This window comes from Roseinatronobacter bogoriensis DSM 18756, from assembly GCF_004366635.1.
Lineage (GTDB): Bacteria > Pseudomonadota > Alphaproteobacteria > Rhodobacterales > Rhodobacteraceae > Roseinatronobacter > Roseinatronobacter bogoriensis.
This window is the reverse complement of the sequence record NZ_SORN01000002.1, coordinates 319,465-344,536: the sequence shown is the minus strand read 5'-3', so window position 1 is coordinate 344,536 and position 25,072 is coordinate 319,465. Positions and strand designations below refer to the sequence as shown.

At 59.3% G+C, this 25,072-nt stretch carries 26 protein-coding genes; 7 read left to right on the top strand and 19 right to left on the bottom strand.

Going from position 1 to position 25,072, the window contains the following annotated elements:
* Positions 1–3: 3 nt before the first annotated feature.
* The 5 genes from EV660_RS06365 to EV660_RS06345 all read right to left on the bottom strand — a co-directional run bounded on the left by EV660_RS06365 (position 4) and on the right by EV660_RS06345 (position 3,898).
* Entirely contained in the window at positions 4–345 is a 342-nt protein-coding gene (locus tag EV660_RS06365) for a tRNA-binding protein (RefSeq protein ID WP_071480883.1), read from the bottom strand.
* Positions 342–1,154, bottom strand: coding sequence for a pyrroline-5-carboxylate reductase (gene proC, locus EV660_RS06360; protein ID WP_071480882.1), 813 nt, complete (start codon positions 1,152–1,154; stop codon positions 342–344). Before proC ends, EV660_RS06365 begins: the two co-directional genes overlap by 4 nt.
* A gap of 71 nt (positions 1,155–1,225) precedes the next feature.
* Positions 1,226–1,729 carry a type III secretion system chaperone family protein gene (locus EV660_RS06355; protein WP_071480881.1) on the bottom strand — a complete coding sequence of 168 codons (504 nt, stop codon included), beginning with the start codon at positions 1,727–1,729 and terminating at the stop codon, positions 1,226–1,228.
* A gap of 275 nt (positions 1,730–2,004) precedes the next feature.
* Positions 2,005–2,790, bottom strand: a complete 786-nt coding sequence (locus tag EV660_RS06350) for a Bax inhibitor-1/YccA family protein (protein ID WP_071480880.1) — start codon at positions 2,788–2,790, stop codon at positions 2,005–2,007.
* Positions 2,791–2,932: 142 nt separating this feature from the next.
* The gene (locus tag EV660_RS06345) at positions 2,933–3,898 is read right to left on the bottom strand and encodes an NADPH:quinone oxidoreductase family protein (RefSeq protein ID WP_071480879.1); all 966 of its coding nucleotides are present in this window, start codon (positions 3,896–3,898) and stop codon (positions 2,933–2,935) included.
* Between the two features lie 368 nt (positions 3,899–4,266).
* On the opposite strand from EV660_RS06345, the gene EV660_RS06340 reads away from it, so the two are divergent.
* Positions 4,267–4,635, top strand: coding sequence for a helix-turn-helix domain-containing protein (locus EV660_RS06340; RefSeq protein ID WP_071480878.1), 369 nt, complete (start codon positions 4,267–4,269; stop codon positions 4,633–4,635).
* 122 nt (positions 4,636–4,757) lie between these two features.
* Positions 4,758–5,564 (top strand): histidinol-phosphatase, encoded by an 807-nt coding sequence (gene hisN / locus EV660_RS06335; protein WP_071480877.1) that lies wholly within the window; start codon positions 4,758–4,760, stop codon positions 5,562–5,564.
* A 23-nt stretch (positions 5,565–5,587) separates the two neighbouring features.
* On the opposite strand, the gene EV660_RS06330 is transcribed toward hisN, so the two are convergent.
* The 3 genes from EV660_RS06330 to proS form a co-directional block, all read right to left on the bottom strand.
* Positions 5,588–6,154 (bottom strand): hemerythrin domain-containing protein, encoded by a 567-nt coding sequence (locus EV660_RS06330; protein WP_071480876.1) that lies wholly within the window; start codon positions 6,152–6,154, stop codon positions 5,588–5,590.
* A gap of 69 nt (positions 6,155–6,223) precedes the next feature.
* Positions 6,224–7,369 (bottom strand): WD40/YVTN/BNR-like repeat-containing protein, encoded by a 1,146-nt coding sequence (locus EV660_RS06325; RefSeq protein WP_071480875.1) that lies wholly within the window; start codon positions 7,367–7,369, stop codon positions 6,224–6,226.
* Between the two features lie 82 nt (positions 7,370–7,451).
* The gene (gene proS / locus EV660_RS06320; RefSeq protein WP_071480874.1) at positions 7,452–8,792 is read right to left on the bottom strand and encodes a proline--tRNA ligase; all 1,341 of its coding nucleotides are present in this window, start codon (positions 8,790–8,792) and stop codon (positions 7,452–7,454) included.
* 140 nt (positions 8,793–8,932) lie between these two features.
* Between proS and EV660_RS06315 the strand changes: the two genes are divergently transcribed.
* Positions 8,933–11,272, top strand: a complete 2,340-nt coding sequence (locus EV660_RS06315; RefSeq protein ID WP_071480873.1) for a Tex family protein — start codon at positions 8,933–8,935, stop codon at positions 11,270–11,272.
* Positions 11,273–11,275: 3 nt separating this feature from the next.
* Here EV660_RS06315 and rimO read toward each other — a convergent pair whose 3' ends face one another.
* Both rimO and EV660_RS06305 read right to left on the bottom strand, forming a co-directional pair.
* Positions 11,276–12,664 (bottom strand): 30S ribosomal protein S12 methylthiotransferase RimO, encoded by a 1,389-nt coding sequence (gene rimO / locus EV660_RS06310; protein ID WP_071482143.1) that lies wholly within the window; start codon positions 12,662–12,664, stop codon positions 11,276–11,278.
* A 108-nt stretch (positions 12,665–12,772) separates the two neighbouring features.
* A complete protein-coding gene (locus EV660_RS06305; protein WP_071480872.1) occupies positions 12,773–13,420 on the bottom strand; it encodes an ImuA family protein in 648 nt (215 codons plus the stop codon).
* A gap of 142 nt (positions 13,421–13,562) precedes the next feature.
* Between EV660_RS06305 and EV660_RS06300 the strand changes: the two genes are divergently transcribed.
* The 3 genes from EV660_RS06300 to EV660_RS06290 all read left to right on the top strand — a co-directional run bounded on the left by EV660_RS06300 (position 13,563) and on the right by EV660_RS06290 (position 15,634).
* Positions 13,563–13,829 carry an I78 family peptidase inhibitor gene (locus EV660_RS06300; RefSeq protein ID WP_084634908.1) on the top strand — a complete coding sequence of 89 codons (267 nt, stop codon included), beginning with the start codon at positions 13,563–13,565 and terminating at the stop codon, positions 13,827–13,829.
* 69 nt (positions 13,830–13,898) lie between these two features.
* Positions 13,899–14,939 (top strand): aldo/keto reductase, encoded by a 1,041-nt coding sequence (locus tag EV660_RS06295; RefSeq protein ID WP_071480871.1) that lies wholly within the window; start codon positions 13,899–13,901, stop codon positions 14,937–14,939.
* Positions 14,939–15,634, top strand: a complete 696-nt coding sequence (locus EV660_RS06290; RefSeq protein ID WP_071480870.1) for an HAD family hydrolase — start codon at positions 14,939–14,941, stop codon at positions 15,632–15,634. The genes EV660_RS06295 and EV660_RS06290 overlap by 1 nt, the downstream gene beginning before the upstream one ends.
* A 14-nt stretch (positions 15,635–15,648) precedes the next feature.
* Here EV660_RS06290 and dtd read toward each other — a convergent pair whose 3' ends face one another.
* From dtd to hisB, 9 genes are all read right to left on the bottom strand, one after another.
* Positions 15,649–16,095 (bottom strand): D-aminoacyl-tRNA deacylase, encoded by a 447-nt coding sequence (gene dtd / locus EV660_RS06285; RefSeq protein ID WP_071480869.1) that lies wholly within the window; start codon positions 16,093–16,095, stop codon positions 15,649–15,651.
* Positions 16,095–17,186, bottom strand: coding sequence for a TFIIB-type zinc ribbon-containing protein (locus tag EV660_RS06280; RefSeq protein WP_071480868.1), 1,092 nt, complete (start codon positions 17,184–17,186; stop codon positions 16,095–16,097). Before EV660_RS06280 ends, dtd begins: the two co-directional genes overlap by 1 nt.
* Positions 17,187–17,307: 121 nt before the next feature.
* A complete protein-coding gene (locus tag EV660_RS06275) occupies positions 17,308–18,414 on the bottom strand; it encodes an SPFH domain-containing protein (protein WP_071480867.1) in 1,107 nt (368 codons plus the stop codon).
* 44 nt (positions 18,415–18,458) lie between these two features.
* Positions 18,459–19,346, bottom strand: a complete 888-nt coding sequence (locus EV660_RS06270) for a DUF2927 domain-containing protein (protein WP_168800293.1) — start codon at positions 19,344–19,346, stop codon at positions 18,459–18,461.
* A 127-nt stretch (positions 19,347–19,473) separates the two neighbouring features.
* Complete coding sequence (locus EV660_RS06265; RefSeq protein ID WP_071480866.1) at positions 19,474–20,652, bottom strand: toxic anion resistance protein; 1,179 nt, start codon at positions 20,650–20,652, stop codon at positions 19,474–19,476.
* Between the two features lie 44 nt (positions 20,653–20,696).
* Positions 20,697–21,563 (bottom strand): 5-bromo-4-chloroindolyl phosphate hydrolysis family protein, encoded by an 867-nt coding sequence (locus EV660_RS06260; RefSeq protein ID WP_071480865.1) that lies wholly within the window; start codon positions 21,561–21,563, stop codon positions 20,697–20,699.
* 230 nt (positions 21,564–21,793) lie between these two features.
* Positions 21,794–22,696 (bottom strand): pseudouridine synthase, encoded by a 903-nt coding sequence (locus EV660_RS06255; RefSeq protein ID WP_084634905.1) that lies wholly within the window; start codon positions 22,694–22,696, stop codon positions 21,794–21,796.
* Between the two features lie 60 nt (positions 22,697–22,756).
* Positions 22,757–23,395, bottom strand: a complete 639-nt coding sequence (gene hisH, locus EV660_RS06250; RefSeq protein WP_071480864.1) for an imidazole glycerol phosphate synthase subunit HisH — start codon at positions 23,393–23,395, stop codon at positions 22,757–22,759.
* Between the two features lie 4 nt (positions 23,396–23,399).
* Positions 23,400–23,987, bottom strand: coding sequence for an imidazoleglycerol-phosphate dehydratase HisB (gene hisB / locus EV660_RS06245; RefSeq protein ID WP_071482140.1), 588 nt, complete (start codon positions 23,985–23,987; stop codon positions 23,400–23,402).
* Positions 23,988–24,084: 97 nt separating this feature from the next.
* Here hisB and deoD point away from each other — a divergent pair, with 97 nt between their 5' ends.
* Positions 24,085–24,792: a purine-nucleoside phosphorylase gene (gene deoD, locus EV660_RS06240; protein ID WP_071480863.1), complete on the top strand. Its 708-nt coding sequence runs from the start codon at positions 24,085–24,087 to the stop codon at positions 24,790–24,792.
* The last annotated feature ends 280 nt before the right edge of the window (positions 24,793–25,072 follow it).

Below are 25,072 nucleotides of genomic sequence, written 5' to 3'. Positions count from 1 at the left end.
GCCTCAATGCAGACGCGCGCCGGGGGGCACGTCATGGTCGGGGGCCATCAGTGTAATCTGCCCCTGCTTGTCGCTGGCCCCAACCACCAGCACTTCGGACATGAATGGCCCGATCTGTCGCGGTGGGAAATTAACAACAGCCATCACCATGCGCCCCACCAGATCTTCGGGCGTATAGAGCGCCGCAATCTGGGCGGATGATTTCTTGATGCCAATCTCCGGGCCGAAATCTATCCAGAGTTTGATTGCAGGCTTACGCGCCTCGGGGAAAGCTTCGGCGCGGGTGACTGTCCCTGCGCGGATATCGACCTTCAGGAAATCATCAAAGCTGATCTGTGCCGTCATTGTGCCAGTTCCCGCGAACGCGCAGCGGCAGCGGCAATGGCGCGTGTCATCAGCGGCGGTAGGCCGGTGTCGCTGTCCATCAAGACCTCCAGCGCGGCGGCCGTCGTGCCTTTGGGGCTGGTGACATTGATGCGTAATTGTTCGGCTGTCTGGTCAGACCCGGCGGCAAGTTGACCGGCACCAATCACCGTGGCGCGCGCAAGCTGCATGGCCAGGTCAGGAGCAAGCCCTTCGGCCTCGCCGGCTTGCGCCATCGCCTCTATCATATGAAACACATAAGCGGGGCCAGAGCCGGACAGCCCTGTTACGGCATCCATCTGCGATTCGTCTTGTAATCTTACAGTTGTGCCAACGGCTGCAAGCAAGGTTTCGGCCAGTGCCATGTCATCCTCTGACGTGCTGGCATTGCCGATCAGCGCGGTGATTCCACAGCCAACCGCCGCGGGCGTGTTCGGCATTGCGCGGATGATCGGGGTGCCCGCGCCAAGAACCTCAGAAAACCGCGCCAGCGATGTTCCAGCCGCGATCGAGATGAACAATGTCGTGCTGTTTCCAAAAGCCTGAAGCTGCGGCAGGGCATCGCCCATCATCTGGGGCTTTACGGCCAGAATGGCCACAGCGGGCGATGGAGGCAAGGCCGTGTTCAGATTTACCCCGGTGCTGCGAAGCCAGTCCGATGGGGCTGGGTCAATTACGTACACTGAGTCTGCTGACACACCACGGGCAAGCCAGCCTTCCAGCATCGCTGAACCCATTTTCCCACAACCAAGAAGAACCATGCCATTGCGGGCAATCTGGTCAAATTCCATTCGCGCTATCCCTGTTCTGAGCTGTCCCTTTGTTACGCCGGGACGTCAGAGGGTCAAGGGGGCGCGGGGGGTTATGCGCGGCCGACCGCCTCGGCAAGTGCCATATCCAGCGCCGCTGTCGGGCTATGATCCGCCCATGCAACAAGCTGAAAAGCTGGGTAAAACCGCTCTGACGCCATGAGGGCAGCGGTAATCATACGCTCGATCTGGTCTATATCTGCGGGTTGATCTTCGGCTAGAAACAGGCCGTAGCGCCAGACCATCAGGCGCTGTGTTTCCCAAAAGCTGAACGCCCCTGACCAGACCATGTCATTGGCGCGGCTGAGTGTTTCATAAAGTGCAGGCATTGCCGCTTCGGGCGGGTCCATTTCGAAGGTGCAGACCAGCCGCAACATGTTTTCGCGCGGGGCAAGTGCCAGACTTATGGAATAGGTGCGCCATTGCCCCTCGACCGCCATGGCGATCTGGTCTTCGTTCATGCGGTCGAAATCCCAAGCGTGATGTTCGGCAAGGGTTTCGACCATGTCGATAGGATGAAGGCTGTCGGATGAAAGAAAAAATTCTGCTGCTGACATACCCGCCTCTTTGTGTTGGTTGGGTCTTGCACCGCAAGACACAGTAAGGACCGCTACAAATTTCCGCACTTTTGATTGTGCCTACCATATATGGTGTGCGGAAATATACGATCTGTAAAGCGGAATCTGCGTCTGCCCAAATATAGTTGGGGATAACTGTGCGTTTCGTGGCAATTCCGACGATGGTTCGGGGGAATGTCGGGGCGCTATATTAGCCCTGCCCAAAAGAAAAGGGCGCGCCACTGGCGCGCCCTGTCGGTAACTTTTGGTCGCTGTTACTCTTGCTGGCCAAGGAACATCAGCAGGAACTGGAACATGTTCAGGAAGCTGATATAGAGGCTGAGTGCGCCATCTACAGCGGCCTTGTCCAGCCATTCCTGATCGCCGCTAGCGGCATGTGCCACATATTCGCTTTTGATCGTCTGCGTATAAAACGCTGTCAGACCCGCAAAGATCAGGATGCCGATTGCCGAAATGGCAAACATCATCGCCGGGCTTTGCATGAACAGGTTGATGATCATCGCCACAATCAGGCCGATCACACCCATGATCAGGAACGTGCCCATGCCGGACAGGTCTTTCTTGGTGGTATAGCCATACAGGCTAAGGCCACCAAAGGCGATCGCGGTCACCAGAAATGTCTGCGTGATCGAGTAGCTGGTAAAGACCAGAAAGATCGAGCTGAGCGACAGGCCGATTGCTGATGCAAAGACAAAAAAGCCAAGCTGAACGCCGGCCGCAGATGCGCGACGCATCAACGCGCCCCAGCCGAACAGGATGAATGCGAGCGGCGCGAACATGATCACCCAGCGCAGGGGTGACATGTAGATGGCGCCGCCAAGTGAATTGAGCAGCGTGCCGTTTGGCAATTGCGCAACAGCCGCGCTTGGATCAGTGGTTGTCGCAAGGCCGGAAATTGCCCATGCGGCCGCTGCCGTGATCAGCATGCCCACGGACATTGTGCCGTAGACCTTGTTCATATGGGCGCGCAGGCCCGCATCAATTTCAGCGGCGCGCGTGGTGCTGACCCGCTGTGCACGCATCGTGTTGAATTCTGACATACTTACCTCCGTAAATGGTGCAGCCCGGGGAGCCCCGATCTGTCTTGGCTACAATATCGTCAAGTCGGCCACAGGTTTCAAGCATTTCCGAAGTAAAATAGACAGGAATTGAACTCAAAACAATTGACTGCCTGAGTCGCGTTCATTTGGCTATGGAGATCACGACCTTTCCGGTTGATTTTCGATTGCGCAACAAGTCCAATCCTTCTGCAAATCTGTCCAGGGGCAGCACATGGCTGATATGCGGGTGCAGTTTCCCCTCTGCATACCATGCCATCAGGGTCGAGAGTGAGGCGGCAAGTTTGTGTGGCGCGAATTTCAGATAGCCTCCCCAATACAGGCCAATCACTGTCAAATTCTTTACCAGCAGGATATTTGCGGGAAATTGCGGCACGGTCCCGCCCGCGAATCCGATAGCTAGAAACCGTCCTTCGGGGCGCAGCGCGCGCAGGGCAGGGGTGGCAAGCGGCTCTCCGATCGCGTCATAGACAACATCGACCCCGCCCAGCGCCTTGAGTTCGGCGCGCAGGTCCAGCCCCTCGCTGTCAAGGCAGATGTCTGCGCCTGACTTGCGCGCGATCTCTAGCTTCTCGGCCCCGCGCGCAACTGCAATCACGCGCGCGCCCAAGGCCTTGCCTATCTCAACGGCCGTCAGGCCGACACCGCCAGCGGCACCCAGCACCAGCAAGGTTTCACCCGCCTGCAACTGGCCGCGTGTGGTGAGTGCAAGATGCGAGGTTCCGTATGCCACAAGAAAACCTGCCGCTTCTGTGAATGGCATGGAGTCAGTTATGGGGACACACCAGGCCGCGGGACAACACACCTGTTGCGCCAGGCCACCCCGGCCTGTGAAAGCTGCAACGCGCATTCCCGCGTGTAGCGTTTCGACACCTGCGCCAACCGAGGCGATCGTACCAGCGACTTCCATTCCCATCACGAAGGGGAGTTCTGGGCGTTCCTGATACTGCCCGCGCGTCATCAGAAGATCTGCAAAATTCAATCCGCAGGCCGTCACGTCTATGACGACTTCACCGGCCGCCGGCGCGGGCGAATCGATTTCGACAAGTTTCGGGGTGGTGTTGATGTCGTTCAATAATACGGCGCGCATGCACAACTTCCTTCCTCTGATGCGCGACAGGTTTACCGAGTGCGGGGCGCAGCGCAAGGATATAGACCTAAGAGGGTTTTGCGTAGCGCGATGATCGCCCTGTGATTGTTTGCAAGATGCGTTGCATTTTGCAAATCGTTAAGATTGATCGGAAGATTGTCTTCCAAGTGAGGGTCTGTTCCGTCACAACTCTGATTTGAACGGTGCGCGGATTGCTCGCGTCATGAGATGGAATGCCGGTGGGATGCGATATAGCGGTATGAGGTTCGTGTAAGTTTTTTTTGTGTAGAGTGTGAGTGAGGTGAGTGTGCAAAACGAACAGGAATTGTCGAAGCATTAACGGCATAACATAATTATATGAGGTTAAAATGACGCATTTGGTGGATTCACATGTGGGCCAGAAAATTCGGCAGCGCAGGTGGATGGTGGGGATGACCCAGCAGCAATTGGCTGAAGCTGTTGGAATCAAGTTTCAGCAAATCCAGAAATACGAAACCGGCATGAACCGGGTCTCTGCTTCCAGATTGTGGGACATTTCGCGTGCTCTGGGCGTTTCGGCCAGCTATTTTTTCGAAGGGCTGTCCGAGGGGCAGGACGACAGTGGCGTCGAAGATCAGGTCTTGCAACAGAAAGAAACACTGGAACTCCTCCGGAGCTATTACGCTATTCCGGAAGGGCAGCGCAGGCGCTTTTTGCACCTTGCCCAATCTCTTGGCGACGTGAGCGCCGCATCTTGAATTTTTAAAGATGTTGTAATTACCAAATCCTTTTTAGCAACGGCAGATACCTATCTGCCGTTGATTTTCATTGTGAAGACTGCAACTGAGGCAGCCATGAAATCTGCTTATGGATATGCCTGATGCCCCAACAGCGACCGACCCCTTCCCAGAATGGCGAATTTGTGGCGTTGATGGAAAGACTTGCGGATGAAGCGCGTGACGTCATTCTGCCTTGGTTTCGCAATCCCGTTCTAGGGGCGGCCAACAAGTCGGTGGACGGTTTTGACCCCGTTACTCAGGCAGATAGGGCCGCTGAAGAAGCCATGCGCGCGGTTTTGCAAAAGGTCCGGCCAGAAGATGGGATTCTGGGCGAGGAGCTGGCGTCCAAACCCAGTCAGTCGGGCTTTACGTGGATTATTGATCCGATTGATGGAACGCGGGGTTTTCTGGCGGGCACACCTTGCTGGGGGGTTTTGATTGCCCTTGCGGATGAGAATGGGCCATTTCTGGGGGTGATTGACCAGCCCTATATCTCAGAGCGTTTTCTTGGCGGGCTGGGACAGGCTTGGGTTTCTGGTCCGCAAGGTCGCAAAGACCTGCGCACGGGTGATAGGTCTGACCTGCAAGATGCTGTCTTGTTTACCACCTTTCCCGAAATTGGCACCCAGGCAGAACGCGACGCCTTCATGCGTGTGTCGCAAACTGTGCGCCTGACGCGCTATGGGATGGACTGTTACGCCTATGCCTTGCTTGCCGCTGGACATGTCGATCTGGTGATCGAGGCGGGGCTGAACACCTATGACATCGCCGCACCGATTGCGGTGATCGAGGCCGCAGGGGGGATTGTCACGGATTGGCAGGGGCAGCCTTTTGGCGAGAGCGGGCAAGTTGTTGCCGCCGCCAACAAGGCCCTGCACGCGCAAGCGCTGGAATTGCTTCGGGGTTAGACAGCTGAAAAGCGCGGGGCGAATCAGAACTTCAGCGCGTGGTGCAGGATGACTGGCACAACCAGTTCTTCTTCATCCAGCAGATGACGGTTCAGGAATGTCTCGAAACCTTCCAGCCGCGAGAGCATTGCGCCTGCACTGGTATTGGTATCGGCGTTGCGGTCTTGCAGGCTGCGCAAATGGGTATTCGCCGCTTCAGTCAGATCGGCAAGTTCCCGGTCGAGCGCGTGGTGATCTGCATCCAGCAGATCGAAGCCATGTGCGAGTCGTTTCTCGCTGGCGCTGAGAACGGGGAAATAATGTGCGTCCTCGATCTGGTGATGGCCATGCAATTCGTTGATCAGAAAGCCCCCCAGTCGTGCGGTCATCTGTCCATGCTTGCGCGGGTCACGCCCCTTGTCGAGAAAAGCGCGCGTGTCCTCCTGCCACTGCGCCAAAGCGCGGCGAAACATCAGATGGCGTTCCAGCCAGAAGCGTGTCAGCCCGTCGAAATTGTGGTGGCTTTCCCAGATTTCGCGCGGGTACTGTTCCAGCAAAACGCGCAATGCATCGGGCAGCCCGTCACGCTGGGCCAAATCGGTAGGGGGCATTCTCTGTCCTTATCTTGGTTTGAGAAGGCAGATAATCCCTCGTTTTGCAGGGTCAATGACGCAGAGCGGTCACATCGCCTCGACACTCTGGATGGTGGGCAGGTGGCGCGCGATTTCATGCCATTGTCGCCCCTCATCGAAAGAGGCGAAGACCGATCCGGTGTTGGTGCCGAAGTAAAGCGCGGGGTCTGATGCGTCGTCAATGGCCATGCCTTGACGCAGGACCGTGAAAAAGCAAGCCTCTTGCGGCAGGCCCGCGCGCTGTTCTTGCCATGTTTCGCCGCCATCGGCAGAATGCCAGACAGCGGCCCGTGCATCGGGCGGATAGCGGCCAAGCATATCGCCATTCAACGGCAAGACCCATATTTTCAAGGGATCGCGCGGGTGGACGGCAATCGGAAACCCGAAGGTAGACGGCAGACCATCGGTCTGATCTTCCCAACTGCGCCCGCCATCCTGACTGCGCCAGACCCCGTGATGATTTTGTTGATAGAGCAGATCGCCTGCACCTGTGGGCGCGCGAACCAGATTATGCACACAATGCCCTGTCTCTCCGCCAGCGGGTGCGGCAGGGTGGTGATGGTGGTGGGTGTCCGTTTGTGCATTGGACAAGCGGTTTCGCCTTGTCCATGTTGCGCCGCCGTTCTCTGTCGCGAAAACCCCGGCGGCAGAAATCGCGACCCACAGCTTTTGCGGGTTATTCGCGTCTGAGGCGATGGAATGCAGGATCAAGCCAGCGGCACCCGGGTTCCAGTCCGGGCGCGAGGGGTGCTGGCCAAGGCCAGCGACGCGCGCGAAACTTGCGCCCTGATCGTGGCTGACCAACAGATCGGCGGGTTTTGTGCCAGCATAGAGGACATCCCCGACCAGATGCAGCGACCAGATCTGGCTGAATTCTGAACCAAAAGGGTAGTCCTGTGCTTGCCATCCGATCATGGCGGCGAAATCAGCGTCCTGGGCCGCAAATTCATCCATCTGTCCCGATGTCAGTCGCGACAAGGTCCATGTGTCCCCTCCATCTTTCGACGTCCAGACCCCCGCACCAAACCACTCGCCCCCGCCGCCAGCCCAGAGCGTGCTGGTCCCCGGCTGGCAAATGACGTGATTTATCGGCCAGCCATCGCAATGCGGGCCGGATACGTCGAACCGACCATCCCCTTGCTGACGCAGGATGAATGCCCCCTTGGTCGTTCCCAGAAGTACCATCCGCGCCATAGCTGACCCCCATGCCTTGAATTGGACTGCGACAGAATGTCGCGCCTTGGACGGGGTCAGTCAAGCGAAGCGTATTCTGCGCTCAGATCTGGGCGTAAATTTGCGAAATGCGAACAATCGCGGCGTCGGGGCTGAGTTCCTCACTCTCGCCCGTGCGGCGCGAGGTCAGTTCCACCACGCCCTTTTCCAGTCCGCGCGGCCCGACCGTCATCCGCCACGGCAGGCCGATCAGATCCATCGTGGCAAATTTCGCGCCTGCGCGCTCATTGCGGTCATCATACAGTGGCTCCAGCCCCTTGGCGAGCAGTGCCTTGTACAGCCCTTCACAAGCTGCATCCGCCGCCGCGTCGCCTTGCTTGAGGTTGACAATTCCACAATGGAATGGCGTCACCCCTTCGGGCCAGATAATGCCCTTGTCGTCATGGCTGGCCTCAATGATCGCGCCCAGCAGGCGTGACACGCCAATGCCGTGGCTGCCCATATGGACAGGGCTTCGCTGACCATCCGGGCCGACAACGGTTGCGCCCATTGCCTCGGAATATTTGGTGCCGAAGTAGAAGATCTGCCCCACTTCGATACCGCGCGCTGTGCGGCGCCGGGCTTCGGGAACCTGTTCGTGGAACACAGCCTCGTCATGGGTTTCATCGGTGCGCGCATAGCGGCTGGTGAATTCTTCCAGCACAGCCTGACATTCGGGCACAGAGTCATAGTCGACCGCGCGGTCACCGAATTTCAGGTCTGTGATCTCGCTATCGTAAAACACCTCGGATTCGCCTGTTTCGGCCAGTACAAGGAATTCATGCGTATAATCGCCGCCAATCGGCCCGCCATCGGCGCGCATCGGGATGGCTTGCAGGCCCATGCGTTCATAGCTGCGCAAGTAGCTGACCAGATGGCGGTTATAGGCGTGCAATGCCGCCTCCTTGTCGAGGTCGAAATTATAGCCGTCCTTCATCAGGAATTCGCGCCCGCGCATCACGCCAAAACGCGGGCGGATCTCGTCGCGGAATTTCCATTGGATGTGATACAGCGTCAGCGGCAAATCCTTGTAGCTGTTTACATGGCCGCGGAAAATATCGGTGATAAGTTCCTCATTGGTCGGCCCGAACAGCATATCGCGCCCATGCCGGTCCTTGATGCGCAGCATTTCCTCGCCGTAATCGTCATAGCGGCCGGATTCGCGCCACAGATCAGCGGATTGAATAGTTGGCATCAGCATCGGGATGTGTCCCGCGCGGATTTGTTCTTCATGCACGATCTGTTCGATCCGGCGCAAAACCTTGTAACCCAGCGGCAGCCAAGAATAGATTCCGGCGCTTGCTTGCTTGATCATGCCTGCGCGCAGCATCAGCCGGTGAGAGACGATCTGCGCCTCGGACGGGGTTTCTTTGAGCACAGGCAGGAAGTAGCGGGTCAGGCGCATGGATATGCCTTTCATGAATGACGATACGCCCTTGGGTTTAGGCGAGACTGGGGGCAGGGGCAAGATGTGTCGCCTGCCCCCTCTTGGCGGCATAGCCGAGAGCGACTAAGACAGGGGCCGACAGTAGAAGGACAGTTCTTGTGCAAGACCCAACGCAGCGTATCACCCAAGCCATTGCCACCGAAATCAATGCCCGTCCCGCACAGGTCGCGGCCGCGATTGCGTTGCTGGACGGCGGCGCAACGGTGCCTTTCATCGCGCGCTACCGAAAGGAAGTGACGGACGGGCTGGACGATTCCCAGTTGCGCAACCTGTCGGACCGGCTGAGCTATCTGCGCGAGATGGAGGCGCGGCGCGGTGTGATTCTGGGGTCGATCCGCGAGCAGGGCAAGCTGACCGATGCCCTTGCACAAGCCATTGCCTCCGCCCAGACAAAAGCCGCGCTGGAAGATATTTACCTGCCCTTCAAGCCCAAGCGCCGGACCAAGGCGATGATCGCGCGCGAAAACGGGCTGGAGCCGTTGCTACAGGCGATTCTGTCTGACCGCATGGCAGAGCCGGAGGCGCTGGCTGGCGCATATGTCACCGAAGCGGTGCCCACAGTTAAAGCCGCCCTGGATGGTGCACGCGACATTCTGACCGAAGACTTGAGTGAGAATGCCGCCCTGCTGGGCAAGCTGCGCGAGTTCATGCGCAAGGAAGCCTTCATCGCGGCGCGCGTCCTGCCGGGCAAAGAGGCCGAAGGTGCCAAGTTTTCGGATTATTTCGACCATCGTGAAAACTGGGCCACGATCCCCTCGCACCGCGCGCTGGCGATCTTGCGCGCCGCCAAGGAAGAGGTCGTGACGATCGACATTGCACCTGACCCGGAGGCGGGGCTGGAGCGGGTGCAGGCCATGATCGCAGCCGCAATCGGCATACCGGGCAATGGGCCGGGAGATGCATGGCTGCGCAAGGCAGCAGCATGGACATGGCGCGTGAAACTTAGCCTTTCGATGTATAGTGACCTGATGGGCGAATTGCGCCAGCGCGCGCATGAAGACGCGATTGCAGTCTTTGCGCGCAACCTGAAAGACCTGCTTCTTGCTGCACCGGCCGGACCGCGCCCGACCCTTGGGCTGGACCCCGGTATCCGTACTGGTGTCAAGGCTGCGGTGGTCGATGCGACAGGCAAGTTGGCGGCAACCGACACGCTGTATCCGTTCCAGCCCAAGAACGATCTGCGCGGCGCGCAGGCGCGGATTCTGGAACTGATCGCACAACACAAGATCGAGTTGATCGCCATTGGCAACGGCACTGCCAGCCGCGAGACTGAACGCATGGTGGCCGATGCATTGAAGGCCATGCCACAGGGGGCGGCGCGGCCTACAAGCGTAATCGTGTCAGAAGCGGGGGCGTCAGTTTACTCGGCCTCTGAACTGGCGGCCAGGGAATTTCCCGATCTGGATGTCAGCCTGCGCGGGGCTGTGTCCATCGCACGGCGGCTGCAAGACCCGCTGGCAGAACTGGTGAAGATCACGCCGCAATCCATCGGCGTGGGGCAATATCAGCATGACGTTGACCAGCGCCGTCTTGCCCAAAGCCTTGATGCCGTGGTCGAAGATGCGGTGAATGCGGTGGGGGTTGATCTGAACATCGCATCGGCCCCGCTATTGGCGCGGGTGGCGGGTCTGGGCGCGTCACTGGCGCAGGCCGTGGTTGCCCATCGCGATGCGCAAGGCGCGTTTCCAAGCCGCAAAAGTTTGTTGAAAGTGCCGGGACTGGGGCCAAAGGCGTTTGAGCAATGCGCGGGTTTCCTGCGTATCCGTGACAGTGCCGAGCCGCTGGATGCCACGTCTGTCCATCCCGAAGCTTACGGTGTTGCGCGCCGGATCGTGCAGGCTTGCGGGCGTGATATTCGTGCGATCATGGGCCAACCGGAGGCTTTGAAAGGGCTGCGCGCGCAGGATTTCGTAGATGAGACATTCGGCTTGCCAACCGTGCGCGATATTCTGACCGAGCTGGAAAAACCGGGCCGCGACCCGCGCCCCAGTTTCGTGACCGCGCGATTCACCGATGGGGTGGATGATATCAAAGACTTGCGCGCCGGTATGCAGATGGAAGGAACAGTGACCAATGTTGCGGCCTTTGGTGCCTTTGTCGATATTGGGGTGCATCAGGACGGGCTGGTGCATGTCAGCCAGTTGGCCGACCGTTTTGTGAAAGACCCGCATGAGGTGGTCAAGGCCGGTGATGTCGTCAAGGTGCGCGTGACCGAGGTGGATGTGGCCCGCAAGCGCATCGGGCTGAGTATGCGCAAGGATGGCGGCGCGGGCGAGGGTGGCGCGCGTGCGCACAATGATGAACGCCCGCGCGCACCGCAGAGAGGCAAAGCCGCCAAACCTGTGGCCGCGCCTGCAAAACAGGCCAAGCCGCAAGCGTCAGACAGTCAGGGCGCGTTGGGCGCGGCGCTGTTGCAGGCCATGCGCGGCAAGACCTGAGCTTCAGGGGCGCGGCGCGCTGACCAACTGGCCCCAAAGGTCATACTCGCCCGCCTCGTCCACCTCGACCGTGACGATATCGCCGACGCTTATTGCGTCGGTGCCTTCGTCAATAAACAGATTGCCGTCGATTTCGGGGGCATCTGCCTTGGTGCGGCATGTGGCGATGCCGTCACTGTCGATATCATCGACGATCACATCCATGCGCTGGCCAATCTTGGCGGCAAGTTTCGCTTCTGAAATGGCCTGCGCCTTGGCCATGAAACGCTCCCAACGATCGGCCTTTATTTCATCGGGCACATGGTCCGGCAGCATGTTCGAGCGCGCGCCTGCGACGTTTTCATACTGAAAACAGCCCACGCGGTCGAGTTGCGCCTCGTCCATCCAGTCGAGAAGGGTCTGGAACTCTGCCTCTGTCTCTCCCGGATAGCCGACGATGAAGGTCGAGCGCAGGGTGATGTCAGGACAGATGCTGCGCCATTCGGCGATCCGGTCCAGCGTACGTTCCGCCGCAGCCGGGCGCGCCATGCGCTTAAGCGTATCGGGATGGGCATGTTGAAACGGAATGTCCAGATAGGGCAGAACCAGCCCTTCGGCCATCAGCGGGATCAATTCGCGCACATGCGGGTAGGGGTAAATGTAATGCAACCGCACCCATGCCCCCAGTTGGCCCAGATCACGCGCAAGATCAGTGATATGGGCGCGGTGGCCGCGGTCGGATTTATGCTGGATATCGACGCCGTAAGCAGAGGTATCCTGACTGATGACCAGCAATTCCCGAACGCCTGCCTCGACCAGCTTTTCGGCTTCGCGCAAAATGGCATGGGCGGGGCGGCTGACAAGCCTGCCGCGCATATCGGGGATAATGCAGAACTTGCACTTGTGGTTGCACCCTTCAGAAATCTTCAGATAGCTGTAATGGCGCGGGGTCAGGCTGACGCTGGTGGCTGGCATCAGGTCAATGAACGGGTCGGGGCTGGGCGGCACGGCGGCATGCACGGCATCGAGCACAGCCTCGTATTGATGCGGACCTGTCACGGCCAGCACCTTGGGATGCGCGCCGGTGATGTATTCGGGTTCCGCCCCCAGACAGCCGGTGACGATCACGCGCCCGTTTTCGCTGAGCGCCTCGCCAATCGCGTCCAGACTTTCGGCCTTGGCGCTGTCCAGAAACCCGCATGTATTGACGATCACGGCATCTGCACCAGCGTATTCAGCGCTGATACCATAGCCTTCGGCGCGCAGCCGTGTCAGAATACGTTCGCTGTCCACCAGCGCCTTGGGGCAGCCAAGCGAGACCATGCCAATGGTAGGTTGTCCGGCACGCGGCGTCTCGCGCAACAGCGCGCGGGGGGCAAGGTCGGGGCGAAGATCGGCTGGGTTCTGGCTCATGCGCGGCATATACGCTGGCGTTGCGGTTCTGGAAAGCCTTTCACACAGGTTTTTCGACGGGCATAGCGCGAAAGCTCCGATGCGTGACGCGTGGCAGGACAAACAAGTTTATTGGGCTTTGTGCATGATGCCGTGCAGGGCGGCTTGTCCCGGTGTTTTGTGCACGGTCCATGTGGCGGGGGGCAGAGTCCGGGCGCGCAGGCGTTGCAATACCCAAGCGGGGTGGAATCCTGTGTCACCGGGGCGCGGCGATGCCGGGCAGGGGGCCAGATGCCAACGGCTTTCCACACCTGCGGATCCGCCGTTTTCAGGGGTCAGAATCAGCCCCATAACAGTGCTGTCGCGCGCCTGCACGCGGCGACGCTCTAACCCCGTTTGCGCCGCCAGATGCAGCCTGCGCAATGGGGTCAGCGCAAGTGGGCTGCCAAGCTCGACCATCACCAACGCCACCGCCCCAGAGCGCAAAGCCTCCTCTGCGCAGCCCAAAGCCTCTGACTCGCGCGCGGTTTCGACGATGATCAGCCCTTCCGGGCTGGTCCAGTCACACAAGGCTTGCGGATGCAGGCGATTCCCTTTCCAGGACGGGCGTATCCAGATGACCGGGGTTCCTGCGGGGTGTTGTGCCATGACCCACGCCGCCAGAACCTGCCGCGCAGGTCCGCATAATTCATGCGTCCGCCCGGGGGCCAGGCGCAAAATCTGCGCTAAGGGCTGCATGGCAGGCGTTTCCGACAAGGTGACAGATTGAAAGGACATGACGGATGTTCTCTTTTTGTTTCAATCTAGCACAGACCCACCCTTAGGCAAGATTGTTCCTGTCTGCTTTGAACACGGGTGCAGGCGGGAACCGGATTTGCTAGGCTTGAGTTGATGTTGGTAAAATAGGGAGTTCATCGAGATGATAAGGGTCATTGCAATCGGGGCGTTGCTGCTTGCTGCGTGCCAGACACAACAAGCCGCCGATGACCCTATGTCCGGCACCTGTATCGCTGACGACATCCAGTCATATATCGGCGCGCCGCTAACTGATCTGGACGAGGAGAGCCTGCCCCAGCCCAACCGCATCATTGGCCCAGGGATGGCCGTCACGATGGATTGGAACCCAACCCGGCTGAATGTCGAGCATGATGAAGACCGCATCATAACGCGAATCTATTGTGGATGAATTCCCGCTGTTCCTGCGCTCAAAACTGGTTAGATTGCACCCGAGAACACAGACGGGGAATATTTCGCCATGCAAAAACTGAAACTTGGACATTCGGATCTGGTGGTGTCGCGCTATTGCCTGGGCACCATGACCTTCGGCACCCAGACCAGTGAACAGGATGCATATCGCCAACTGGACATGGCGCAAGAGGCAGGAATCAACTTTCTGGACGCGGCAGAAATGTATCCGGTCAACCCGGTGCGGCTGGAAACCGCCGGAGAGACAGAAGCGATTATCGGCCGCTGGATCGCCAGCCGCAAACCTGCCGATATGGTGGTTGCCACCAAGATCACAGGCGCAGGGTCCAATGCCGTCAAGGATGGTGCGCCGATTTCTGCGACACGGATGCGGCAAGCTGTAGAGGCATCGTTGCAGCGCCTGCAATCGGAATGCATTGATATCTATCAGCTGCATTGGCCTAATCGCGGTTCCTACCATTTTCGCAAAAGCTGGAGTTTTGACCCCTCGGGCCAGAACCGCGAGGAAACACTGGACCATATGCGCGAGATCCTGACCTGTGCGCAGGCATTGATTACAGAGGGCAAGATTCGCCATCTCGCACTGTCGAATGAAAGTGCCTGGGGTTTGACCACATGGTTGCATCTGGCTGAAACTGACGGTTTGCCACGGGTCCTGACCCTGCAAAACGAGTATTCGCTGCTGTGCCGGATGTTCGACCTCGATCTTGCCGAGGCCTGTGTGAACGAAAATATCCCGCTGCTGGCCTATTCGCCTTTGGCTGCGGGGCTGTTGACGGGCAAATATGCCGGCAATGTCACACCAGAACAATCGCGCCGCGCGCTGAACCCCGATCTGGGCGGGCGCGTGACAGGGCGCGTGTTCGAGGCCGTGTCAGGCTATCTGGCCATTGCCAATGAATTCGGGCTGCACCCGGTGCATATGGCGCTGCAATGGACCTGTGGGCGTCCGGCAACCACGCTGCCCATTATCGGGGCAACCACTGTCGAACAGCTGGAACATATCCTGAAAGGGGCTGATGTTGTTCTGGAGAAAGAAGTTGCTGTGGCAATCGACCAGGTGAACCGCGCCATGCCGATGGTGTTCTGATGCTGACGGGCGTAACAGCGGTCCTGTTTGACAAGGATGGAACCCTGTTTGATTTCTCGGCCAGTTGGTCGGCATGGGCGGCGCAAGTGCTGCAACACCTGTCTGATGGCGATCCGGCGCGCGCCACAGACATGGCGCAGGCGATCAGGTTCGATCCTGAGCGCGGGGAGTTTCAGCCCGACTCGCCCGTCATTGCTGGCACGATGGACGAACCTGTGCGCCTGCTGGCCCCTTTGTTGCCCGACGGCTGGTCTGCGGATAGGCTGAAAGCCTATCTTTTTCGCAGCGCGGCCCAAGCCGCGATGGTGCCGCCAGTCCCGCTTGCGCCCCTGATGCAGCAGTTGCGCGGGCGCAACCTGGTGCTGGGGGTTGCCACGAATGACGCTGAATCCATCGCGCGGGACCATCTTGCGCGCGCTGGCATCCTGTCTCAATTTGCTCATGTGCTTGGGTATGACAGTGGTTTCACACCAAAACCAGCGCCCGACATGTTGCTTGGGTTTGCGCAGTTTGCGGGGCTGAACCCTGCACATGTCGTCATGGTCGGTGACAGCACGCATGATCTTGTCGCTGGACGTGCGGCAGGGATGCAGACTGTCGCTGTACTTACGGGCATGGCGGGAAGGGACGATCTGACCCCTTATGCAGATCTTGTCCTGCCAGATATCGGGCATCTGCCACAGGCGCTGGTGTGACAACCGCGCGGCTTTCAGCCTGAGGCAGTGTCCAGCCAGATCGTCACCGGCCCGTCATTGACCAGATGCACTGCCATTTCCGCCCCGAACTGCCCTGTCTCGACCGTGACGCCCAGATCGCGCAGCGCCTGGGCGAAATGCAGATACAGCCGCTCCCCCTCGGCAGGCGGGGCTGCGCTGGAAAAACCGGGGCGGTTTCCGCTGCGTGTATCGGCGGCAAGGGTGAACTGGCTGACCACCAGCGCAGCGCCGCCAGTATTTTTCAGCGCCAGATTCATCTTGCCCGCTGTGTCACGAAATATCCGCAGCTTGTAGATTTTTTGTGCGAGCGCCTGTGCTGTTTCGGTGTCGTCGCCCTGCATGGCGCATACCAGAATCAACAGACCATCCCCGCAAGCCCCGATGGCCTCGCCTGCCACATCGACCCGTGCCGACTGAACACGTTGAACCAATGCACGCATCAGAACCCGCCCATTTCCGCGATGTAGAACGCCAGCACCAGAAACGCCAGACCAGCCAGCACCGCGCCCGCAATCTTGGGCCAGGACCAGGGCCGCTCGCCCTGCACACGCCCGGTCTGGCCATTGACGATGAAACGATAGCTTTTGCCCCGGTAGCGATAGGCCGCCATCCAGATGGGCAGCAACAGATGCTTGAACCGCTCGTCGTCATAACTGGTATTCACCGACGTGATGCGCTGTTCATCGCCGCCGATGTCGCGACGAATATCGGCGCGGATCTGCTCGTCCATGCGTTCCTTGGCAATTTCGAACCCGTCGGGCAAGGGCACGGTGTAGCCCTCGGCCCGAAAGCCCGACAGGTAATCGGCGCTATAGGGTTGTAGATCGGCAAGTGTCCAAGGCTCCAGCCGCCTTATGTTCGCGCGCGGCAGCGATTGCGCGGCCATGACCAGGACATCCAGAAACCGCCGCGATACCCGCCCCGAGGCCGGACTCCAGCGCGTGCGCCGCTCTCGTCGTCGATTCTTTCCGCTGCCTGTCGACACATAATAATATGTCCCGCGCTGGCCTGAATAGCTGGACTGCGTCGCGGCATCGAAGGCCCAGTAGGGCACATATAGCCCGTTCAGTTTGCCTGTGCTGCGCGCATATTTGGCCAGGGTCGAGGGCGCGAACCACAATCCTTTCAGCCAGGATGACATTTTCTCGTGCGCGTCGCGCTCGTTCAGTTTGAACGCCAGAACCGCATGTGGCTTGATATGGCGATGCGTGCCTGTATCGGTCACCACAGGGCTTGCGCAAAAGGGGCATTCGGCGGAGTGGACATTCTCCTCGAACTCGACCTGCGCGCCACAGGTGTTGCACTGCACCACCTTGGTTTCTTCAATGTCTTCGGGTGGCAGCGCATTTGCAAGGGCCTCGTGATAATCCAGCGATTGTAGCTGCGTCACACGTGTCGCGTCATCCATCTGCGGGATGGGCTGTTCATGACCACAATAGGCACAACTCAGCCGCGCCTCACCGGGGGTGAACCGCAACGAGGCCCCGCATTGCGCACAGGGAAACCGGTGTTCTTGCTGAGTGGGTGCCATTGCCTGTCCTGCAACTGCCCGCCTTCAGACGGGTCTGTGAACCAATTGGCAAGTTATCATTTTCTTGCCTTAAATACTCAAATAACTGCGCAAACCCCGTGCGCAACGTGACCCTAGGGGCCTAGCCTATGGGTGGTGGCGGCGGGGGTGTGGCGGGGAACAGGTGTTTCAGTGCCGCAATCTCGCCTGCCTTTTGCCAGCCGGATTGCCCCTCGGACCAGACCAATGTGTCGCGGGTGATATGCTGGGCAAGCTGTGACTGCGGGAACGGACCACGGGTCTGGCCATTCTCGGCGACATGCCACATCTGCTCAGATGCAGGGGGCGGTGGCGGCGGAGGTGCAGCAGGGCCTGCCGCCTGTTGGCCGCCCATCGACTGGCCCATAGCTTGTGCCATGCCCATGCCCATACCCATGCCCATTCCAGCCCCCAGGCCCGCACCCATGCCGCCATCACCGCTTTCCGCGGCTTTCTGCATGGCTTGGGCAGCCGAAAACTGGGTGAACTTGTTCAGATCGCCCACAATCCCCATGCTGGTGCGTTGGTCAAGGACCTTCTCCACCTCAGGTGGAAGCGAGATATTCTCGATATAAAGCTCCGGCATTTCCAGTCCGTATTCGGACAGTGTCGGCGCAATGGCCTTGCCGATGACATCGGACAGGTCTTTGGTATTGGCGGCCATATCCAGTGCCGGAATACCGCTTGCGGCCAGAACGCGGCTAACCTTTTGCACCACGATATTGCGGATTTGTCCGCCGATTTTCTCTTGTGTGAAATCGCCGTCAGTGCCGACAATCTCGCGCATGAAGGCGACAGGGTCTTGCACCCGCACGGCATAAGACCCGAAAGCCCGCAGTCGCAGCGGCCCGAATTCCGGGTCGCGCAGCATGACCGGGTTCTGCGTGCCCCATTTCAACCCTGCGAAGCGCCGGGTATTGATGAAATAGATTTCCGATTTGAACGGCGAATTGAAGCCATGACTCCAGTGTTGCAAACTGGTCATGATCGGCATGTTGTTCGTTTCCAGCATATACATGCCCGGCTCGAACACATCGGCAAGCTGGCCCTCATGCACGAACACGGCCAGTTGCCCTTCGCGCACTGTCAGTTTGGCGCCATACTTGATTTCATTTCCATACCGCTCGAACCGATAGACCATCGTGTTGCGGGTGTCGTCTGTCCATTCGATGACATCGATGAACTGACCTTTCAGAAAGTTGAAAACCATGACGGCACCTTTGTTGTGATCACCAAATTGAACGGCAGTATTGCCTAACTTTCGCCGCCCATCAACTCTGAGGCGATGCGGCGCACGATGGGGCGGGCTTCGCGCTCGGCCATGCCGGGGCGCAGGCGCGAATCGTAAAGAATGCGCAGCAGGTTTTCATCCAGTGATGTCATCACCGCGAATTCGGATGTGTCGTTGAACAGCGAGGGGCGCGCGCGTGGGCTGTCATTTGGCAGGCCCATGCCTTGCGCCAATTCTTCATAATAGCAGGCGCGCCGCGACAGATCCGGCAGTTCTGCACGTATGATCGCGATGGCATCGGTATAAAGATCTGTGCCGCTGCGCGAAAAAGCAAGCACAAGACAGGACACGCTGAGCGGCAGGTCCTGTATCAGACGCTGCGTGAGCGTATCAATCCCCGGAACCAACTGCGACAGTCGCGCGGGCAGGGCGCGGCGCTCTGCTTCATTCACAACCAGAACATGGAAATTTGCATCGCCTTCGACCAGCGATACGGGATGTCCTGTCAGCCGTTGCAGCCGGTTGACATAGCCTGACAGAAAACTTGTGTCTGATCTTTGCACCGAAGCGGGGACAGACTCGCCAAAATCCAGCGCCATCCGCACTGGTGCCTGCCAGCGCCGCAGCACAGTTGGGGTCGCGCGTTCGATGATACGGTTGCCAGAAAAGCTGTATTCTTCGTAGAGCGCGATCTTGACGAACATCTCTTCAAGGTCACGCGCGGAATAGGGCAGGTCGCGTGGGTTGGGTTCGCTGCGCAGTAACCCGTCCCCAAGGCGGCGCTGCTCCAGGGCGGCAAAATATGCGGTCACATCATCTGTCGGGGTGGTGATGTCGATCTGCGCGCGTTCTGGTGGCGCGACAGGTGCGGTGACTGCGGCGGGTCTTGCCGTCTCCATGCTCTGGGGCATCCATGTGCAGCCCACTACACACAGACCGGCGGCCAGGGCCAATATTCGCCCCGTCACCGCGTGGCGTGTCTGACATGCGCGCGGTGGCAGGGGCAGGGCAAATATTGACCGGGTTTCTTGCATCAGTTCACACGTCAGTGCGGTTTGCGCCATCGTCGCCACGTGCGCGTGCAGATGACAGGGATTGGCGCAGCTCGGCTTCCATCTTGACCAGTTCCGCCTCTGCCTCGGCACGTTTCGCACGCCCGGCATCTGCAATCTGCAAACTGTCCTCAATCGTGGCGATAAGGGTGTCATTTGCCTTCTTCACCGCCTCGATATCGAACACACCCCGTTCGACCTCTTCACGGACTTCCCGATTTGCGCTGCGCAGGTTATCTGCATTTGAGGTCAGCAACTCGTTGGTCAGGTCATTCGCGGCGCGCACGGCCTGCGCCGCTTCGCGCGAACGCTGGATGGTCAGGGCCTGAGCAAGCTGCGTTTCCCAAAGTGGCACAGTATTGACCAAGGTTGAATTGATCTTGGTCACCAGCGACTTGTCGTTTTCCTGCACCAGCCGGATCGAGGGCAGTGATTGCATCGTTACCTGCCGTGTCAGTTTCAGGTCATGCACCCGGCGTTCCAGATCATCGCGCGCGGCGCGCAGGTCGCGCAACTCCTGTGCCTTGAGCACCTGATCATTCTCGGGCGCGGCCTCAACCTCGGCCTGTTTGGCGGGAATATCCTTGGCATCCAGCTCCTTGAGCTTCGCCTCTCCAGCCGCGATGTAAAGCGCCAGTTCGTGATAGAATTCCAGCGTCTTTTCATAGAGTTTGTCGAGTGCCTTGATATCTTTCAGCAGCGTTGTCTCATGCGTCAGAAGATTGCCGGTTATCCGGTCGATCTGGCCTTGCACAGTTGAATAGCGTTCCTGAAACTTGGCCAGCGGGGCCGCTTTGCCGGTCAGGCGTTCCCACCAGCTGCGCTTGCGCCGCGTGTCCAGTTCGCTGACCGAAAAACCGCGTAAAGTTGTGACCATTTCGCGCAAGCCATCTCCGGCAGGGCCAAGGTCCTTGTTCTTCACATCGGCCAGCATCGACTGACTGATCTCTTGCAAATCCATCTGCGCACGCGCACCGAAACCGATAATCGAACTGGTTTGCGACATGTCGATCTCGGCCATGCGGCTATTTATGACTGTGGCATCATGATCGGACGCAGCGTCCAGCACCACCAGTTCCGCTGAGGGATCTGCCAATGACGTGTCGACAACCGCGTTGATTTCTTGTGTCAAGGCTTCGGCTTGCTCACGGAGTTTCTGCGACATTGATAATCCCTCTGTGTTAACTGTTCTGTGTCAATTCCGATGTTTCAGCCGCCCGTTCGCAGCCCTTCGCGTTCCAGACGTTCGCGCAATACCTCGATTTCGATATCAAGCGCGGTCCTATCATCTGCCAGCAAAGCGTCGCGCCTCAACGCGAACCGGCTTTCGAGGTCATCAAGCAGCGCCTCATATTCAACGCGGGCAGCACTGTCCTGGTTGCGTGCGTAAATATCCGCAAATTTCACTGTCGCATCGCGCGCGCCGACCAGATAGATGCCCAGATACCGGCGTGCGGAATTCAGTCTGCGGGGGTCATTCTCGATAACACGAAACAGCGGGCGGATATTGGCTGCAAAGCTCTCGACCCGGCGGGCAAGCGCGCGGTCGCCACTGCGCTTGATTGCGCTGGTCATTTCATTCAGGTTGTTCTCGGCTTCCTCAATGGCATGTGCAGCGCGGTCCGTCTGGAACGTGTCGATCCCCTCCATGCCCTTGTCGCGCAATGGGTCGGGGCCAAACGCCCCCAGATGCAGAACAGCGCCAAGCGCGCCGAGGATCACGGCAGGCACCACACCGCCGGTCAGGGCGGCCAGTCCCAGCCCCGCGCCCATCAGCACAGCCCCGAAAATCTTGCGGGGAATGGCGGGTTTGCGCGCCACTTTGCGCGCGTCATAGGCGGCCTGCGCCAGCACGCCTTCACGGGTCAGCCAGGCACAGAGCAGCAGGCAGCCGAAGGCTGCAAGGTTCAGCGCCAGGCCCGTCGGGTCTTGAAAAAACGCGCGGATGGCAAACGCAAAGGGCAGAACAAACAGGATATTCACCCGCGCGCCGACAGGATGCGGCCGTGCTATTGCTGCCCGATTGGGCTGGTTTGCGGCATTCGGGCTGTAGCGCCCGCTGAAACGCTGGCTCATCCCCTAGCCCCCGACTATCGCGACATAAATCACCAATGCCACCAACAGGGTAAAGGAAATCTTCTGTAACCCTGTGGTCGTCATGCGCAATCACTCCGAATACATCGTTAATGCACAAGGTATATGTCAACTCGAAGTCGTTTTGAAGAGACCTTGGACGAAACATTGTCTGCGCGCGCGCCACAAAGGCAGCAACCCGCCACAATATCCCGTGCGGTGTGGCGTGCTGATCAGCTTTTGCGCCCCGTCCGGCTACGCGACGGGCGTTTTGCTGCACTCGCGCCTTCCGGGGCGTCTTTCCGGGGCTTGCCACTGCGGATCGGCGCAGGGCCGGGTCTTGTCCGCCCTTTGGGCTTGGGACCATCGCCCTGTTGTGAGGTGTCATTCGACTGGCCCAGTTGCTCGCGCAACACCCGCGCCTTGACCTCCTCAACCGCACCTTTGGCCAAAGTCCCCAGCTGAAAGGGCCCATAGCTGATGCGTATCAGCCGGTTCACGCTCAGCCCAACCTGCGACAGCGCGCGCCGAATCTCCCTGTTGCGGCCTTCACGGATGCCGATCGTCAGCCAGGCATTCGCCCCTTGCTGCCGGTCGATCGAGACGATCATGGGCTGAAACCGTTCGCCCTCGATGACCACGCCATCACGCAGCGGGGCCAGCATGTCGTCTGTGGGCGCGCCATTGACCCGCACACGATACCGGCGCAACCAGCCCGTGCTGGGCAGTTCCAGCTTGCGCTTGAGCGCGCCATCATTGGTCAGCAGCAACAGCCCTTCCGAATTCAGGTCCAACCGACCAACAGAGACAACACGCGGCAATCCCTCCGGCAGGTTGTCAAATACTGTGGGTCGCCCTTCATCATCGCGTGTCGTGGTCACAAGACCCAGTGGCTTATGATACAGCCATAGGCGCGCCGGCTCTGGCGCGCGCAGGGGTTTGCCATCCACCGTGATCCGGTCTTCTGGCGTCACATTCAGCGCGGGGCTGTCGATACGCTTGCCATTGACTGAAACCCGCCCCTCGACAATCAGGATCTCGGCCTGCCTGCGCGAGGCCACGCCCGCACGCGCCAGAACCTTTGCAATACGATCGCCGGAAGGTTTCGGCGCGCCGCTCGTGTCTGACTTGACCATGCGTCTTTCATCCTTGTCCAAATATCCTGGGGGTCCGGGGGCAAAGCCCCCGGGGTGTATTCATGGCGCCCAGGTCAGAAAATTCGCAATCATCCGCAACCCTGCGGCTTGCGATTTCTCGGGGTGGAACTGCATTCCTATAATCGTATCGCGCGCCACGATTGCTGTCACGGGGCCAGCATAGTCGACATGCGCCACCAGATCTGCGGGATCGGCCACAAGGAAGTGGTAGGAATGCACGAAATAGGCATGGTCGCCACTGGCAATCCCGTCCAGAACAGGATGCGCGCGGTCAATCACCAGATCATTCCAGCCCATATGCGGCACTTTCAGCGCCCTGTCTTGCGGCGTGATACGCACAACCTCGCCGCCAATCCAGTCCAGTCCGGCCACATCGTCATATTCGCGCCCGAGCGTGGCCAGCATCTGCATGCCCACGCAGATGCCCATGAAAGGCACGGCGCGCTGCTGCACTGCTTCTTCCAGCGCCTGCACCATCCCATCCACCGCGCCCAATGCGCGGCGGCAGGCAGGAAAGGCGCCGTCCCCGGGCAACACGATCCGGTCCGCACGGGCCACATCTTCGGCGCGGGAACTGACCAGAACATCGCCGCCGCCAACCTCCTGCGCCATGCGTTGAAAGGCCTTGCTGGCGGAATGCAGGTTTCCGCTGTCGTAATCGACCAGAACTGTCAGCATCTGATCAGAGCGCTCCTTTGGTCGAAGGGATGGCATCGCCCTTGCGCGGGTCCGTTTCGACAGCCGTGCGCAATGCTCGCGCCACCGCCTTGAAGGCTGCTTCTGCGATGTGATGTGAATTGAAGCCGTGCAGCTTGTCGATATGCAGGGTGATCCCGCCATGTGTGGCCAGCGCCTGAAAGAATTCGCGTACCAGTTCAGTGTCGAACGTCCCGATTTTCGCGGTCGGGAAATCGACATTCCAGACCAGATACGGGCGGCCTGACAGGTCCAGCGCACAGGCAATCTGTGCGTCATCCATCGGCAGATTGCATGCGCCGTAGCGCCGGATGCCGCGCTTGTCACCCAGCGCCTGCGCCAGCGCCTGCCCAAGTGCAATCCCGCAATCCTCGACCGTGTGGTGGTCGTCGATATGCAGATCACCTGTCGCGCGCAACGCAATGTCGATCAGCGAATGGCGTGCAAGCTGGTCCATCATATGGTCGAAAAAACCCACCCCGGTCTGACAATCATAGCTGCCAGTGCCGTCCAGATCGATTTCAACCGTAATGTCGGTTTCATGGGTCTTGCGGGTAATCTTGGCTGTGCGCATCGGGCTTTCCTTGGCGGTTTTCCGCGCCGAGGTATAGGCGCTTGCGTCGCGCGGGGGAAGGGGGCAATCTGCGCGCTGAAACACAAAGGGGACGCAGATGACCATTCATATCGGGGCTGAACCGGGCCAGATTGCCGAAACTGTTCTCATGCCGGGGGACCCCTTGCGCGCCAGATGGGCCGCTGAAAATTTTCTGGACGATGTCGTGTGCGTCAATCAGGTGCGCGGGATGCTAGGGTTCACCGGCACATGGCGCGGGCAGCGGGTGACGATACATGGCTCTGGCATGGGCATGGCATCAGCGTCGATCTATGCCAATGAGCTGATCCGCGATTATGCCGCAAAAACCCTGATCCGTGTGGGCTCTGCCGGGGCCATGCAGCACAGTGTCGGGATTCGGGATATTGTTCTGGCACAGGCCTGCACCACGGTCACAATGCCGTCGCGCGGCATATTTCGGGAATTGAATTTCGCCCCTTGTGCCGATTTCGGGCTGTTACAGGCCGCGCATTCTGTCGCGCAATCGCACGGCCTGCGCGCCCATGTCGGCAATGTCTATTCCTCGGATGTGTTCTACGATGAACGCGCGGACCTGACAGAGATCATGCAACGCCACGGCGTTTTGTGCGTCGAAATGGAAGCCGCAGAACTCTATGCCGTTGCGGCGCGATTTGGCGTGCGGGCGCTGGCAGTGCTGACCATGTCGGACCATCTTCTGAGTTATGAGGCCTTGTCTGCACAAGAGCGCGAGCAGAGCTTCGGAGATATGATCGAACTGGCGCTGGAGGCTGCCTTTACCGCGTGACGGCATTTACCGCGTGACGGCATTTACCGCGTGACGGCATTGGATTGCTGAAAAACCGGGACACGCGGTGCCGCTGGCCCATCATGCTAGATCAAGGCTGCTGGCGCATTTGGGCAGGGCATTGACAAAACTGTCTTGCATCCCTGCACAACAGGCGCTAAGGCAGCCGCACTTCACAGGCAGAGGCCGGGCTTGCAGGACAGACAGACCCCGCAGGTCCACCGGTTGAGGCGAGAGCCTTGAAATCCTCTGCTCAGGCGCAAACCGGAAAGGAAAACGA

What these genes read in the sequence shown, in the direction of transcription:
- EV660_RS06365 (WP_071480883.1), bottom strand. Translation starts at nt 345, where the DNA reads ATGACGGCACAGATCAGCTTTGATGATTTCCTGAAGGTCGATATCCGC.
- proC (WP_071480882.1), bottom strand. Translation starts at nt 1,154, where the DNA reads ATGGAATTTGACCAGATTGCCCGCAATGGCATGGTTCTTCTTGGTTGT.
- EV660_RS06355 (WP_071480881.1), bottom strand. Translation starts at nt 1,729, where the DNA reads ATGTCAGCAGCAGAATTTTTTCTTTCATCCGACAGCCTTCATCCTATC.
- EV660_RS06350 (WP_071480880.1), bottom strand. Translation starts at nt 2,790, where the DNA reads ATGTCAGAATTCAACACGATGCGTGCACAGCGGGTCAGCACCACGCGC.
- EV660_RS06345 (WP_071480879.1), bottom strand. Translation starts at nt 3,898, where the DNA reads ATGCGCGCCGTATTATTGAACGACATCAACACCACCCCGAAACTTGTC.
- EV660_RS06340 (WP_071480878.1), top strand. Translation starts at nt 4,267, where the DNA reads ATGACGCATTTGGTGGATTCACATGTGGGCCAGAAAATTCGGCAGCGC.
- hisN (WP_071480877.1), top strand. Translation starts at nt 4,758, where the DNA reads ATGCCCCAACAGCGACCGACCCCTTCCCAGAATGGCGAATTTGTGGCG.
- EV660_RS06330 (WP_071480876.1), bottom strand. Translation starts at nt 6,154, where the DNA reads ATGCCCCCTACCGATTTGGCCCAGCGTGACGGGCTGCCCGATGCATTG.
- EV660_RS06325 (WP_071480875.1), bottom strand. Translation starts at nt 7,369, where the DNA reads ATGGCGCGGATGGTACTTCTGGGAACGACCAAGGGGGCATTCATCCTG.
- proS (WP_071480874.1), bottom strand. Translation starts at nt 8,792, where the DNA reads ATGCGCCTGACCCGCTACTTCCTGCCTGTGCTCAAAGAAACCCCGTCC.
- rimO (WP_071482143.1), bottom strand. Translation starts at nt 12,664, where the DNA reads ATGAGCCAGAACCCAGCCGATCTTCGCCCCGACCTTGCCCCCCGCGCG.
- EV660_RS06305 (WP_071480872.1), bottom strand. Translation starts at nt 13,420, where the DNA reads ATGTCCTTTCAATCTGTCACCTTGTCGGAAACGCCTGCCATGCAGCCC.
- EV660_RS06300 (WP_084634908.1), top strand. Translation starts at nt 13,563, where the DNA reads ATGATAAGGGTCATTGCAATCGGGGCGTTGCTGCTTGCTGCGTGCCAG.
- EV660_RS06295 (WP_071480871.1), top strand. Translation starts at nt 13,899, where the DNA reads ATGCAAAAACTGAAACTTGGACATTCGGATCTGGTGGTGTCGCGCTAT.
- EV660_RS06290 (WP_071480870.1), top strand. Translation starts at nt 14,939, where the DNA reads ATGCTGACGGGCGTAACAGCGGTCCTGTTTGACAAGGATGGAACCCTG.
- dtd (WP_071480869.1), bottom strand. Translation starts at nt 16,095, where the DNA reads ATGCGTGCATTGGTTCAACGTGTTCAGTCGGCACGGGTCGATGTGGCA.
- EV660_RS06280 (WP_071480868.1), bottom strand. Translation starts at nt 17,186, where the DNA reads ATGGCACCCACTCAGCAAGAACACCGGTTTCCCTGTGCGCAATGCGGG.
- EV660_RS06275 (WP_071480867.1), bottom strand. Translation starts at nt 18,414, where the DNA reads ATGGTTTTCAACTTTCTGAAAGGTCAGTTCATCGATGTCATCGAATGG.
- EV660_RS06270 (WP_168800293.1), bottom strand. Translation starts at nt 19,346, where the DNA reads ATGCCCCAGAGCATGGAGACGGCAAGACCCGCCGCAGTCACCGCACCT.
- EV660_RS06265 (WP_071480866.1), bottom strand. Translation starts at nt 20,652, where the DNA reads ATGTCGCAGAAACTCCGTGAGCAAGCCGAAGCCTTGACACAAGAAATC.
- EV660_RS06260 (WP_071480865.1), bottom strand. Translation starts at nt 21,563, where the DNA reads ATGAGCCAGCGTTTCAGCGGGCGCTACAGCCCGAATGCCGCAAACCAG.
- EV660_RS06255 (WP_084634905.1), bottom strand. Translation starts at nt 22,696, where the DNA reads ATGGTCAAGTCAGACACGAGCGGCGCGCCGAAACCTTCCGGCGATCGT.
- hisH (WP_071480864.1), bottom strand. Translation starts at nt 23,395, where the DNA reads ATGCTGACAGTTCTGGTCGATTACGACAGCGGAAACCTGCATTCCGCC.
- hisB (WP_071482140.1), bottom strand. Translation starts at nt 23,987, where the DNA reads ATGCGCACAGCCAAGATTACCCGCAAGACCCATGAAACCGACATTACG.
- deoD (WP_071480863.1), top strand. Translation starts at nt 24,085, where the DNA reads ATGACCATTCATATCGGGGCTGAACCGGGCCAGATTGCCGAAACTGTT.